This is a genomic window from Flavobacterium plurextorum (assembly GCF_024638035.1).
GTDB lineage: Bacteria > Bacteroidota > Bacteroidia > Flavobacteriales > Flavobacteriaceae > Flavobacterium > Flavobacterium plurextorum.
On record NZ_CP100442.1, the window covers coordinates 2,476,023 to 2,490,257 of the forward strand.

The following is a 14,235-nucleotide window of genomic DNA, read 5'->3' on the forward strand; positions in this document are numbered from 1 at the left end:
TAAGAAAAAACCTAAATGATTATTTTGATTAAGTTTATTCCTGTTTATTTTGTTTGATTATCTATTGAAGAAAACAAAATCGTTTTATATATTTGAAATCACGATAAAAATTGCATTATTTGCAAAATAAAAGCATAATCACCGCTATAAATTAATTTAAAAAGTAAAACCATATATGGCATTATCAGGTTTATTCCGAAAAAAAACGGTACAAGATATTCTGAAGCAGGTTGCAAAGAACGAATCAGATGGTCATGATGCATTAGGAAAACATTTGACCACTAGAGATTTAACCGCGTTTGGTATTGCAGCAATTGTAGGAGCAGGTATTTTTAGTACCATCGGAAAAGCCAGTGCAGATGGTGGTCCAGCTGTTATTTTTCTGTTTTTATTTACTGCTTTAGCCTGTAGCTTTGCGGCTTTTGCTTATGCTGAATTTGCCTCAATGGTTCCAGTTTCAGGAAGTGCATATACATACTCATATGTTGCATTTGGTGAGATTATTGCTTGGATAATCGGCTGGGCGTTAATCATGGAATATGCCGTAGGAAACATAACGGTTGCCATATCGTGGAGTGATTATTTTACAGGACTTCTCCAGAGCGGCGGGATTCATTTACCGCAGTGGATTCAGATGGATTATTTAACGGCTTCAAACGGCTTTAAAGATGCTGAAGCTTTAATGCGAGGCGGAAAATCATTCGAAAATTTAAGTACCGCATTGCAAGCTGCACATACAGCTTGGACAACGGCACCAACAATAGGATCATTTCATTTTGTAACCGATATACCTGCTTTATTTATCATTATTTTGATTACTGCTTTGGTCTATAGAGGAATGAAAGAGTCTCGTAATGCAAGTAACTTAATGGTAGTTGTAAAACTTTGTGTAGTTCTTTTAGTAATTGCAGTTGGTGCATTCTATGTAGATACAGCAAATTGGGATCCGTTTGCTCCAAATGGAGTTGGAGGTGTATTAAAAGGAGTATCGGCAGTTTTCTTTGCTTATATTGGTTTTGATGCTATTTCTACAACCGCCGAAGAATGTAAAAATCCACAGCGTGATTTACCTCGCGGTATGATGTGGGCAATTATTATTTGTACCATTTTATATATTGCTATTGCTTTAGTTTTAACAGGGATGGTTCGTTATAATGAATTAAATGTTGGAGATCCATTAGCATTTGTTTTCGAAAAATTAGACTTAAAATGGATGTCAGGAATTATTGCAGTAAGTGCAGTAGTTGCAATGGCAAGTGTTTTATTAGTTTTTCAAATGGGTCAGCCTCGTATCTGGATGAGTATGAGCCGTGATGGTTTATTGCCAAAGAAATTCTCTAAAGTTCATCCAAAGTTCAAAACTCCATCATTCGCTACAATTGTAACCGGTTTTGTGGTTGCAGTTCCAGCTTTGTTTTTGAATCTGACAATGGTTACTGATTTGTGCAGTATTGGAACTTTGTTTGCCTTTGTATTAGTTTGTGCAGGAGTTTTAGTATTGCAGGATAAAACAGATATTCCGAGAGGAAAATTTAAAACACCTTATATCAATGCGAAGTTTATTTTACCATTGGCAATAATTGCAGGACTTTATTATTCTTTTGCTTTTAATAATAAAGCTACAATGGCTTTTATAAAAAACGAAACGCAGATAAACGATGTAACAACAATCATTACATCTTTAGATAAAGGAGAATCTGAAAAAGTATTCAATTATTTAGAAAGTATAGACGTTGATAATAAAACTGCAGAAACCGCAGATTTAGAGCATTTGTTAAGCCAATATCAAGATGATGATGCAAAATATGCTGAGGTTGTAAAAGGGCTTCCTATTGCAGATTCTCTAAAATATGAATCAGGACTTAGTTTATTCAAACATAAGATTCCAATGTGGATTTTCCTTTTCGTTTTAGTTGGATTAGCGGTTTGGGCCTTTAGAAAAAACCTGTCTTTAATTCCGCTTTTAGGATTAATCTGCTGTCTTTACATGATGGCTGAATTAAGCGTTTGGAACTGGATTTACTTTACGATTTGGTTATTAATTGGATTGTTGATTTACTTTACTTATAGTAGAAAAAACAGTAAACTGAATACAATAAAGGCATAAATCAAAAGCCTAAAATTAAAAATAAAAACCGTTTTGAATAAAATCTCAAAACGGTTTTTTTATGGCTTTTTTATAAAAATAACCTCCTGTTTACGAAAGTTTTTTCTTAGGTTTGTTGTGTTGTAAAATTTAAATTGTTTTTATTATAAATGAGTTTTTTAAAAAATATATTAGGTAAAAAAGAAACGAAAATAGAATCCTCGAGCGATTTTTGGAACTGGTTTTTAAAACAAGAAAAAGAGTTTTTTAAAATCGTTCAAAACGGAGAAAATATCCATAAAGGTTTCTTTGATAAATTGGCTCCAAAGCTAGAAGAAATTCATTCCGGAATTTATTTTTTGACAGGAATGAGTGACGATCAAACTGCTGAGCTGATTCTAACACCTGACGGCGTACTGCGAAATATTTATGTTATTGAAGAGTTGGTTGAAGCTGCTCCCAAAATTAACGGCTGGAAATTTACTGCACTTAAACCTGCCTGCGATATTAAAGATGTAGGTATTACTTATGAAAATTTCAAATTCAATAAAGACAATTTGAAGTTTTATCCTAACATACATAAAAGCTATCCAGATGAGATAGATTTGACTATAGTTTACGATGATTATATTGAAGAAAAGAAAGCAGCTGTAACAAACGGCGTTCATATTTTTTTAGATAACTATTTAGGCGAAATGCATTCAGTTACTCTAATCGATAATTTAAAAGCTATTGGAAACAGTGACGTTTCAGAAGAATTAATTCCTATTGAAAAATTAAGCGATTATTTGATTTGGAGAGAAAAAGAATTTGTTGAGAAATACGAAGGAATCAGGCATAATACCGATAATGATGGTTACACCAATTTTGAAGGAAAGCGCAAAGATGGCGGAATTGTATTGGCTTTGATAAATACAACGCTTTTAAAATGGGATAAAAAAGCATCGCATCCATGGGTTTTTATTCTTGCAATTGAATTTGAAGACTGTGATAACGGAGGATTGCCAGACGGAAAAACCAATAATAGACTAGAAGAAATTGAAGAAGAAATAATAGAGTATCTGCCAGATTACAATGGGTATTTAAACATAGGAAGAGAAACAGCAAACAACAAAAGAGAACTCTTTTTTGCCTGCAAAGACTTTAGAAATCCATCAAAAACGGCAGACGACTTAATAAAAAAGTATAACGAGGAGTTTAAAATAAATTACGAGCTGTACAAAGACAAATACTGGCAGTCTTTTAAACATTTTGAACAAGATTAAAATAGAAAACCGTTCTGAAAATTTCAGAGCGGTTTTTGTTTTTGCTAGAGCTTGTCGCATATGTTTTTCAGTAATAAAAAAATCCGCTTAGAGAAAAATCTCCAGCGGATTCAAACAAACTAAAAAAAATCGTGCAAATTTATTTATAAAGAATTGTTTCAAATTTATAAAACCCCAAGTTCAACCATACAAGCTTTCATCATTTCGTAAGTACGCTCAATGTCGTTGTCTAGTCCGATAGAAAAACGAATTAAACCATCAGTCAATCCCATTTCATGTTGTTCTTCTAACGGAATTTCACTTGAAGTTGAAGTTCCCGGCGCACTAAACAGTGTTTTGTAAAAGCCTAAACTAACCGCCAAATAGCCTAAATTTCGAGCCTGCATCAATTCCATTAACTCATTGGCTTTCGCCAAAGAACCAACATCAATTGTCAGCATACCTCCAAAACCATATTCTGGGTTAATCATTGTTTTGTATAATTCATGACTCGGATGACTTTTTAATCCCGGATAAACCGTTTTTAAACCGTCTTTTTCAAATTGATCTGCAAGAAAATGTGCGTTATGGCTGTGCTGCTTAATTCTAATATGAAGTGTACGCAGGTTTTTCATTACACTTGCAGAACGTAAACTGTCCATTGTAGGTCCTAAAAGCATGCTTGCGCCAGAATTTACATTTTTCAAAGCATTAATAAATTCTTTAGATGCACAAGTTACGCCGCCAACTGTATCGCTGCTTCCGTTAATGTATTTTGTTAAACTATGAATGACAATATCAGCACCTAATTTTGCTGGTGAAACGGATAATGGCGAAAATGTATTATCGACTACCAATTTCAAATTATGTTTTTTAGCGATTTTAGCCAAACCAGTAATATCAGCCACTTCTAATAACGGATTACTAACCGTTTCACAATATAAAACCTTTGTTTTTGGCGTAATTGCGGCCTCTACAACATCTAGTTTTGTAATGTCAACAAAGCTCGTTTCAATCCCGAATCTAGGTGTAAAGTTTTTCAAAAATGCGTAAGTTCCGCCATAAATCGTTCTGCTTGAAACAATATGATCACCCGCACCGCAAAGCTGCAAAAGAGTAGGTGTAATGGCTCCCATTCCCGAAGCCGAAACATTTGCCGTTTCCGTACCTTCCATCGCTGCCAAAGCCTGATCTAAATACAAATTACTTGGTGACGAATGACGAGAGTATAAATAACAGCCTTCCATATTGCCTTCAAAAGTATCAAACATGGTTTTTGCCGAAAGAAAAGTATAAGTCGAAGAATCAGAAATCGACGGATTCACGCCTCCAAATTCACCAAAGTATTGTAAATCCTGTATTTTATCTGCTGGGTTAAAGTCTTTCATTTTTAGTCAGTTTCAAGTTTTTAGTTGTTTCAAGTTTCAAGTTGTTTGAACCTAGTGTTAGTTATTAGGAGCTAATCCTGCTCCCGAGGCTTCGGGACGCTATATCTTTTATGATTCTCGGCAGCTATCGGCACTATCATAAAAGGATATCGCTTTTATCAGGGCTAGGAAACTCATTTTCAAAAGAAATTCTGTTCAAAATAAGATCTATTTAGATTATTAATCAATACTTAGGTTTATGTTTAGTTTTTAAAACTATAAAAATGCGTTTAGTTCGATTTTTAATCTAAATTTGATTCGGAAAATATAATTTAGTAGATTTTTTTTCATTTCAATAAGTAACCGTAAACTATAAACTGAAACCATGACTTTAGACGCCGTAGATAAAAAGCTCTTAGTTTTATTGCAAACTGACAGTAAGCAGACCAATAAAGAATTGTCTCTAAAACTTAATCTTTCAGTGACAGCAGTATACGAAAGAATAAAAAAGTTGGAGCGCGAAGGAATCATTAAAAGCTACGCCGCCTTAGTCGATAAATCTAAAATCGAAAAAGGATTTGTAGTTTTCTGTCATTTAAAACTCATTCAGCACACAAAAGAGTTTTTAACCAAATTCGAAAGCGAAGTTATCAAACTCAATGAAGTTCTAGAATGTCACCACGTAAGCGGCGATTACGATTATATTCTGAAAGTATTAGTAAAAGATATGGAAGCGTATCGAGAATTTTTGGTTACAAAACTAACTTCATTACAACACATCGGAAGTACACAAAGTACTTTTATGATTAGTGAAGTAAAGAACTCAACAGTGATTTCTTTTTAAGGAGGTTCAAAGTTTTTTTTTAAGGGACTTAGATTCTAAGTTACTGAGGTTCTTAGTTTTTTGAATTGTCTCCAGCTTCAGCTGGAGGTTTTGTATTAAGAATAGAAGAGGGCTTTAGCCAAAATGACGCAGATTTGGCTAAAGCCTTTTGTCTTAAAATTATTCTCCATCCAGCTAAAGCTGGACGCTATTCATTTTTTTATTTTAAATTTTGCGACTTCGCGACTTTGTGAGATTAAAAAAGAAAACTTTGCGTCCCGATTACTATCGGGATTGCGAGATTAAAAAAACAAAAAAACTTTGTGTCTTAGTCGCGATAGTGGAGAAAAGCAAACCTCAAAATTTCACACAAAAAACATTGAAATTTAAACTTTAAACAAAACTTTATTCCTTAATTTTGTATCGCTAAAAATAAAATAGACAAACTATGAGTTCATTTGACGTAGTCATTATAGGTTCAGGTCCTGGCGGATATGTATCAGCAATTCGTTGCGCACAATTAGGTTTCAAAACTGCAATTGTAGAAAAATATAATTCATTAGGCGGTACTTGCCTTAACGTAGGTTGTATTCCTTCAAAAGCATTATTAGCTTCTTCTCACCATTATGCTGAAATTAAACATTTCGCAGATCACGGAATCGAAGTTTCTGGCGATGTAAAGATCAATTTAGAGAAAATGATCGCCCGTAAACAAGCCGTTGTAGATCAAACTTCAGGTGGTGTGAACTATTTAATGGATAAAAATAAAATTACTGTTTTTAATGGTTTAGGTTCTTTCGTAGATGCAACACATATTTCAGTTGCAAAAGCAGACGGAACATCTGAAACTATTGAAGCAAAATATACTATAATCGCAACAGGTTCTAAACCGTCTTCTTTGCCATTTATCAAAATCGATAAAGAAAGAATCATCACTTCTACTGAAGCTTTAGCTTTAAAAGAAGTTCCTAAACACCTAGTAATTATTGGTGGAGGTGTTATCGGAATCGAGCTTGGACAAGTTTACTTACGTTTAGGAGCTCAGGTTTCTGTAGTTGAATTCATGGACAGAATTATTCCAGGAATGGATAGTTCTCTTTCAAAAGAATTAACTAAAGTGTTGAAAAAACAAGGAATGAAATTCTACGTTTCTCACAAAGTAAAATCAGTAGAAAGAAACGGCGATGCTGTTACAGTTCAAGCTGAAAACGCAAAAGGAGAAACAATTACGCTAGAAGGAGATTACTCATTAGTTTCTGTAGGTCGTCGTCCTTATACTGACGGATTAAACGCAGATAAAGCTGGAGTTAAAATTTCAGACAGAGGACAAGTTGAAGTAAATGATCATTTACAAACTAATGTTCCAAATATCTATGCAATTGGAGATGTTGTTCGTGGAGCAATGTTAGCACACAAAGCAGAGGAAGAAGGAACTATGGTTGCTGAGATCTTAGCAGGCCAAAAACCACATATCGATTATAACTTAATTCCAGGTGTTGTTTATACTTGGCCAGAAGTTGCTGCAGTTGGACAAACGGAAGAGCAATTGAAAGCTGCAGGAATAGCTTACAAATCTGGAAGTTTCCCATTCAAAGCGTTAGGACGTGCAAGAGCAAGTGCTGATTTAGACGGATTTGTAAAAATCCTTGCTGATGAAAAAACAGATGAGGTATTAGGAGTTCACATGATTGGTGCTCGTACAGCTGATTTAATTGCTGAAGCAGTTACTGCAATGGAATTTAAAGCTTCTGCTGAAGATATTTCAAGAATGAGCCATGCGCATCCAACTTTTGCTGAAGCAATAAAAGAAGCAGCATTAGCAGCAACAGATAATAGAGCTTTACACGTATAATTTTTTACGTATAAATTATATTTAAACCGTCAAAATTATTTTTTGACGGTTTTTTTTTATTGCCTCGTTATTTTAAAAGTATAATAGGTTTCTTTGTTTTTTAAGTAAACACTATAAACGCCTTCAGCTTCATTGTAGATTCTGTAAAGATATTTGTCACCTTTAAGGCTTAAATTTTTTCGGGATAGATTATTGCTTTCTATAAACTCTAATTCAAATTCGCAATTGCCTTTTTGTTTAAAATGCAGTTTTGAAAAAGTATCGTCGCTGAATTTTTCAATCCATAACTCATCATTTAAAGTTACTTCTACTTTATTGCCGTCATTTTCATAATAATAGTATTGGGCAGCTTTTTCAAAACTATTGCATTGTTCTCTGGAAACATTTTCAATTGGTTTGTCAGATTGCATAGACCAACTGCTTTTTGTTGATTGATTTGGAAAAAGAGCGACAAACTCGTTACAGTTTTTATGCAGCCTGAAAAATATTTGTTCAAACACTTTTCGCTGAATAATACTGTCTTTAAATTTGGATAAATAAGGAGTAATATGAGAATTATTTATAGTATTGATTCTAATCTCATCGTTTAAGTTCTTATTTTGAACTAATGATTTACAGATCTCAACGTTTAACGAGTCTACAGATTGAATAGATTGAGATTTGGAAATAGAAGTGTAAAATAAGAGAATAAAAAATAGGTAGATTTTCATTTGGATCTGTTAGTTAGTATATCAAATGTAGGTTTTAGTAAGGATATTCTAATAATTCAGAATGGACTTTTTTTATTTTTATTGTATGCATTTTTTAATGCCCGAAAAAATATTAAGTGTCAGGAAATTTTTGTAAATTAGAGGTATGATTTTGATAATGTGTTTGTTGTAATGTGTTGTTTGATAAATATATAGAGATGCCTCTCTAAAAAACTAGAATTGCATTTTACTTCATTTTAGAAAACGCTTATTGAAGAGAATTGTATATAACTGCCGAAAATTCTCGGAATGATTAAAGTACCATAAAAGTCAATAATGAGGACTATAGTGTCAAAAAAGACAAATGGGAAGAAAGCATCGGGAAAGCCAAGTTTATCAAAAAGGATGATATTGGTATGCTCAGGGTCTCGTTTTTTGGTCCTTTTTATAAAGGTTATACTTTTTTTAAATTAAAATGTGCACTAACAGCCGGCGAAAGTTTAAGGTATAAATATTCTTTCGAGTGAAACTAAAACAGGCTAAAAATAAACCCGGAAGGTTTTTAAATCTTCCGGGTTTATTTTTTTAAGATGAAAAACGAATCAAGGAGTGAAAACAGTTTTATAATTATCCCAGTATCTGTAAATTAAGAATAAATTCCCTAAGAAAAGTAATCCAGCTATTGGCAGGCTTTCAGGAGTTAAAAAATAATTAATAAACAAGATGTTGATTTGACGACGTTTTTGACTTTGAATTTAATATCTGCCGTTCGGATAAACTTTTGTTTGCTGTTTTTTTGTTCGACCGCTGCCGATGATGAAACAGCAGTGCTGTCTGTTGTCATTTTTAGATCTGCAGATTCTCCAGAAGCATGATCTGCTTTTTTACAAGAAAATAATACTGTGATAATAATCAAGGAAGTCAATCCTAATTTTGCAATTGTTTTCATAAAGGTTATATAATTTGATTAATAAAAATATGGAGTCTGTTCTTCAGACTTTTTTAACTGTAGATTAGAAAATTTTAAAGATTGAAGAAATCTTTATGAATCTTTTAATCTGGATTTTTTCCGAGTAGTTTTTAATCAAATAGCAAGAAAAGGTTTAATAATTAGCATTAATTCGATATACTAAAAAGTGTGCCATTTTTTTTGAGGATTCTTTATATCGAAGGATTTTTTTTGTCGTAATTTTGAAACCTAAAATTCATACTTCTTTGAGAGTTTCAATTCATAAACATATTTCCAATCCAGCTCAATTTAAACAACAGCTGATGAGCTGGTCACAGCAGTTTCGTGAGATCGTTTTTCTAGACAGTAATTCGTATCCGCAGGAATATTCAAGCTTTGATTTTATTTTGGCTGTAGATGCCTTTACATCTTTAAAAACCGATTTTCAAAATGCCTTTGATGATTTAAAACAATATCAGCAAACAACGAAAGACTGGCTTTTTGGTTATCTTTCTTATGATTTGAAAAATGATATAGAAGATTTAAAATCGAATAATTTTGATGGATTAAATTTTCCGGATTTGTTTTTCTTTCAACCAAAAAAAATATTTTTATTGAAAGACAATCAGCTCGAAATTCAGTATTTAAACCTTTGCGATGATGAAATTGAAGATGATTTTAGCGAGATAGTCGAAATCCAAAAATCAGAAGTTGAGAGTTCAGCATCTTTAAAAATCGAACAACGCATTTCTAGAGATTCATATGTTGAAAAGGTAAATAAAATGCTGCAGCATATTCATATTGGTGATATGTATGAAGCGAATTTTTGCATGGAATTCTATAGTGAAAATGCAGTTATAAATCCGTTAGAAAAATTTCTAAAACTAAATGAAATTTCGCAGGCGCCATTTTCAGTATTCTTTAAAAATCACAAACAATATCTGCTTTCGGCTTCACCAGAACGATATCTTAAAAAAATAGGAGAGGATGTTATTTCTCAGCCGATAAAAGGAACTTCAAAGCGCTTTTTAGATCCAATTGAAGATCAGAAATCAAAAGACTATTTGGAATCTGATGCAAAAGAACGAGCCGAGAATATTATGATTACAGATTTGGTGCGGAATGATTTGTCACATACCGCACAAAAAGGTTCTGTAAAAGTTACAGAGTTGTGTAAAATATATTCGTTTTTGCAGGTGCATCAAATGATTTCGACGATAACTTCAAAATTAGATGCTCAGTATTCACCAGTAGATGTTTTAAAGACGACTTTTCCAATGGGAAGTATGACTGGAGCGCCAAAGATTTCGGTTATGAAAATTATTGAAAATTTGGAAGAAACCAAACGTGGCTTATACAGCGGAGCCGTTGGTTATTTTACACCTGACGGCGATTTTGATTTCAACGTTGTAATTAGAAGTATTTTGTACAATCAAGAGAATAAGTATGTTTCTTTTTCTGTTGGAAGTGCAATAACATCGCTGTCAATCCCTGAAAAAGAATACGAAGAATGTTTGCTCAAAGCTAAAGCAATGCACGAAGTTTTACAATAGAGATATTGCCACGAATTACACGAATTTGCACTACTTATTTTTTCTTCAATTTTAGAAAAAAATAGAGCCACAGATTAAAGGATTAAAATGATTAAAAAAATCTGTGTAAATCTTTTTAATCTGTGGCGAAATAAAAAAATAATTCGCGGAAATTAGTGTAATTCGTGGCAGAAAAAAACGGGCTTAACATTTCATTTAAAAATAGATCGAATTTAATTTTTTACTTTTATCAAATGTTTTCAAAATTTCAAAATCATATCGTTTCAAGGTTTCCTTTTTTAGCAGAAAAAAAACTTTTTCTTGCTGTGAGCGGCGGTTTAGACAGTATGGTATTATTGCATTTATTGAAACAGCTGCCATATGAAATCGCTGTGCTTCATTGTAATTTTCAGCTTCGCGGATTAGAGAGTTTTGGAGATCAGACTTTTGTTGAAAATTATTGCGATCAAAATAATATTCCAGTTTTTACAACTCAATTTGATACTGAAGCTTTTGCAAAAGATTATAAGTTATCGACACAAGTTGCGGCTCGTGAACTTCGCTACAGCTGGTTTTATGAGCTTTTGGAAGAGAAAGATTTCGATTATATCTTAACTGCTCATCATGCCGATGATAATTTGGAAACATTCATAATCAATTTGTCTCGAGGAACTGGACTGGATGGATTGAGTGGGATTCCAGAGCAAAATGATAAAATTATACGTCCGCTTTTGCCTTTTTCAAGAGAAGAAATTTTGAAATATGCTGAAGAAAATAAGATAGAATGGCGTGAGGACAGCAGTAACGCATCTAATAAATACCTGAGAAATAAAATACGTCATGATTTAGTTCCGATTTTAAAAGAATTAAATCCAAACTTTTTAAATGCTTTTCAGAAAACACAGTCTTATCTGCAGGAATCTCAGGTTATGGTTGAAGATGCTTCGATTATGATTTATCAACAGGTTGCAAAAGAGGCTGGTGACGATATTCATTTCGATTTAAAAAAGCTTAAAAAACTTCCTAACTATAAATCTTATTTGTACCAATGGCTTCATGAATTCGATTTTTTAGCATGGAATGATATTTATGATTTGGTAAATGGACAGTCTGGTAAACAAGTTTTTTCGGCTGAGTTTAGACTGCTTAAAAACAGGGATACTTTGATTTTGAGTCCTATTTCTGAAATGTCAGAAAAGGAGCAGTTTGAAATTAATGAAAATGAAAAAGAAGTTAATTTTCCCTTAAAGTTAAAGCTTTGTAACGTAGGTCACATAACAATAGATTCAAATAAAGCTATATTTGTGGACGCCGATAAAATCCAATTCCCATTAGTATTACGTAAATGGAATGAAGGAGATGTTTTTCATCCGTTTGGAATGCATGGAAAATCAAAAAAAGTGAGCAAACTTTTTAAAGATGAAAAGTTGTCTCTAATTGAGAAGGAACAAACTTGGATTTTATGTTCCGATGATCAAATTGTCTGGGTTGTTGGAATTAGGCAAGATGAACGTTTTAGAATAAAAAATACCTCAAATAAAATACTTAAAATAGAACTACAATAATGAATTTTACTCAATCTAATCAAGCAGGAATGCTACAAAGTTTCAGGAGCAAATCGATTTTATTTTTACTGTTTTTCATTTTTGCCTTTGCAAAAAGTAATGCTCAAATTTTAGAGCCAGTTAAATGGACTGCAAAAATTGAAAAAAAATCAGGAAACAATGCAGTATTAATTTTTGATGGAACGATCGAAAAAGACTGGCATATGTATTCGCAGTTTACGCCAGATGGCGGACCGCTTGCGCTGGAAATTACGTTTAAAAATCAAAAAGGAAATTACGAATTAGTTGGAAAAGCAAAAGAAGGCAAAACTAAAACGGCTTTTAATGATGTTTTTGGTGTAAATGAAACTTTCTTTGAAGGAAAAGCACATATTGAACAAGAGATAAAAATCATAAACCCAAACTTAAAAACGGTTGATGTAGATTTTGATTTTCAGGTTTGTAAAGAGGTTTGTATCAATTCAAGTAAGAAATTTTCAATTGCAGTGCCTTCAACATTCAAAATGGATGAGGTTCCTGCGGTTGCAGAATCAAAATTGGATGAAACAAAAGTAGCAGGAATCGCAGTTGATACGGTAAGTAAAACTGCCGCATCAGAGAAAGTAGAACCGGCTAAAGCTGATACTACAACAGCTAAAGCTGCTGATGATATTCAGAAACCAGCTCCTGCAAGAAGTTTATGGTCAATCTTTTTTATTGCATTTATCTCAGGATTTGCGGCTTTATTGACGCCTTGTGTTTTCCCGATGATTCCAATGACGGTTAGTTTTTTTACCAAACAAAGTAAAAGCAGAGCAAAAGGAATTAGAAATGCCGTTATATATGGACTTTCAATTATTGCAATTTATGTAATTTTAGGATTAATAGTGACTAAGATATTTGGTGCAGATGCTTTAAATGCGTTGTCAACGGATGTATGGTTTAACTTAATTTTCTTTGTAATCCTGATCATTTTTGCTACTTCATTTTTGGGAGCTTTCGAAATTATGCTGCCAAATTCATGGGCAAACAAAGCAGATCAACAAGCTGACAGAGGTGGAATAATTGGAATTTTGTTTATGGCTTTGGCTTTGGCAATTGTATCATTTTCTTGTACTGGACCAATTGTTGGAACTCTATTAGTTGAAGCAGCTTCAAACGGAGGAATTGCTCCAATTGTTGGAATGTTAGGTTTCTCATCAGCTTTAGCTTTGCCATTTATGTTATTTGCTATGTTCCCAGGTTGGTTAAATTCATTACCAAAATCTGGCGGATGGTTAAATACAGTAAAAGTTGTTTTAGGATTCTTAGAATTGGCTTTGGCATTCAAATTTTTATCAAATGCTGACTTGGTTCTACAGTTACACTTTTTAGAAAGAGAAGTTTTTATCGCAATTTGGATTGCTATTTTTGCGGCTTTGACTTTGTATTTATTCGGAAAAATTACTTTGCCGCATGATAGTCCGTTACATCATATTTCAGTTGGAAGATTATATTTAGGATTACTTACGCTTGTGTTTACAGTGTATTTAATTCCAGGACTTTGGGGAGCGCCTTTGAAATTAATAAGTGCTTTTCCGCCGCCGCCGCAATATAGTGAAAGTCCATTTGGTGTAGGAGGAAGCTCGGCAGGAGGAAGTAATAGTACAGACGCTGTGAAAGGAATGCCGGAAGGTGCTGAATTAGGACCGCATGGTATTATGGTTTTTCATGATTATGAAGATGGATTGGCGTATGCAAAGTCAATCAATAAACCAATTATGTTAGATTTTACAGGTTATGCTTGCGTAAATTGCCGAAAAATGGAGAATAATGTTTGGTCTGAACCAACGATTCTTCCAATTTTAAAGAATGATGTTGTTTTGATTTCTTTATATGTTGATGATAAACGTGAATTGCCAGAAGAAGAACAATTTGTAACCGCTTCTGGAGATAAAATCATTACAGTTGGTGATAAATGGACCGATTTTATGATTTCAAAATATAAAACTAATACGCAGCCTTTGTATATAATTACAGATTTAGAAGGAAATAATTTAAATCCTTCTAAACCAACAATTAGTTATGTAAGTGCAGATGAGTATTTACATTGGTTAAAAGAAGGAATTTCAAACTTTAAATAGTTTTAAGAATAAAGGAAATATCCTAA

General features: G+C 33.0%; 10 protein-coding genes. 7 read left to right on the forward strand and 3 right to left on the reverse strand.

Annotation, left to right across the window (positions count from 1 at the left end; all coding sequences use genetic code 11):
• Positions 1 to 175: 175 nt before the first annotated feature.
• Both NLG42_RS10955 and NLG42_RS10960 read left to right on the forward strand, forming a co-directional pair.
• Entirely contained in the window at positions 176 to 2,107 is a 1,932-nt protein-coding gene (locus tag NLG42_RS10955) for an amino acid permease (RefSeq protein ID WP_089059461.1), read from the forward strand.
• 149 nt (positions 2,108 to 2,256) lie between these two features.
• Positions 2,257 to 3,351, forward strand: a complete 1,095-nt coding sequence (locus tag NLG42_RS10960; protein ID WP_099719995.1) for a DUF695 domain-containing protein — start codon at positions 2,257 to 2,259, stop codon at positions 3,349 to 3,351.
• Positions 3,352 to 3,515: 164 nt separating this feature from the next.
• Here the strand turns inward: NLG42_RS10960 and NLG42_RS10965 are convergent, their stop codons facing one another.
• Positions 3,516 to 4,718 carry an aminotransferase class I/II-fold pyridoxal phosphate-dependent enzyme gene (locus tag NLG42_RS10965; RefSeq protein ID WP_099719994.1) on the reverse strand — a complete coding sequence of 401 codons (1,203 nt, stop codon included), beginning with the start codon at positions 4,716 to 4,718 and terminating at the stop codon, positions 3,516 to 3,518.
• 364 nt (positions 4,719 to 5,082) lie between these two features.
• Between NLG42_RS10965 and NLG42_RS10970 the strand changes: the two genes are divergently transcribed.
• Entirely contained in the window at positions 5,083 to 5,541 is a 459-nt protein-coding gene (locus tag NLG42_RS10970; protein WP_089059458.1) for an Lrp/AsnC family transcriptional regulator, read from the forward strand.
• A 427-nt stretch (positions 5,542 to 5,968) separates the two neighbouring features.
• Complete coding sequence (gene lpdA / locus NLG42_RS10975) at positions 5,969 to 7,372, forward strand: dihydrolipoyl dehydrogenase (protein ID WP_089059457.1); 1,404 nt, start codon at positions 5,969 to 5,971, stop codon at positions 7,370 to 7,372.
• Positions 7,373 to 7,428: 56 nt separating this feature from the next.
• On the opposite strand, the gene NLG42_RS10980 is transcribed toward lpdA, so the two are convergent.
• Both NLG42_RS10980 and NLG42_RS10985 read right to left on the reverse strand, forming a co-directional pair.
• Positions 7,429 to 8,082, reverse strand: coding sequence for a hypothetical protein (locus tag NLG42_RS10980; protein WP_257683789.1), 654 nt, complete (start codon positions 8,080 to 8,082; stop codon positions 7,429 to 7,431).
• A gap of 679 nt (positions 8,083 to 8,761) precedes the next feature.
• A complete protein-coding gene (locus NLG42_RS10985) occupies positions 8,762 to 9,010 on the reverse strand; it encodes a hypothetical protein (RefSeq protein ID WP_257683790.1) in 249 nt (82 codons plus the stop codon).
• A gap of 266 nt (positions 9,011 to 9,276) precedes the next feature.
• On the opposite strand from NLG42_RS10985, the gene NLG42_RS10990 reads away from it, so the two are divergent.
• The 3 genes from NLG42_RS10990 to NLG42_RS11000 all read left to right on the forward strand — a co-directional run bounded on the left by NLG42_RS10990 (position 9,277) and on the right by NLG42_RS11000 (position 14,209).
• Complete coding sequence (locus NLG42_RS10990) at positions 9,277 to 10,563, forward strand: anthranilate synthase component I family protein (RefSeq protein WP_257683791.1); 1,287 nt, start codon at positions 9,277 to 9,279, stop codon at positions 10,561 to 10,563.
• A 233-nt stretch (positions 10,564 to 10,796) separates the two neighbouring features.
• The gene (gene tilS, locus NLG42_RS10995) at positions 10,797 to 12,107 is read left to right on the forward strand and encodes a tRNA lysidine(34) synthetase TilS (RefSeq protein ID WP_257683792.1); all 1,311 of its coding nucleotides are present in this window, start codon (positions 10,797 to 10,799) and stop codon (positions 12,105 to 12,107) included.
• Complete coding sequence (locus tag NLG42_RS11000) at positions 12,107 to 14,209, forward strand: protein-disulfide reductase DsbD family protein (protein WP_257683793.1); 2,103 nt, start codon at positions 12,107 to 12,109, stop codon at positions 14,207 to 14,209. Before tilS ends, NLG42_RS11000 begins: the two co-directional genes overlap by 1 nt.
• Positions 14,210 to 14,235: the final 26 nt, after the last annotated feature.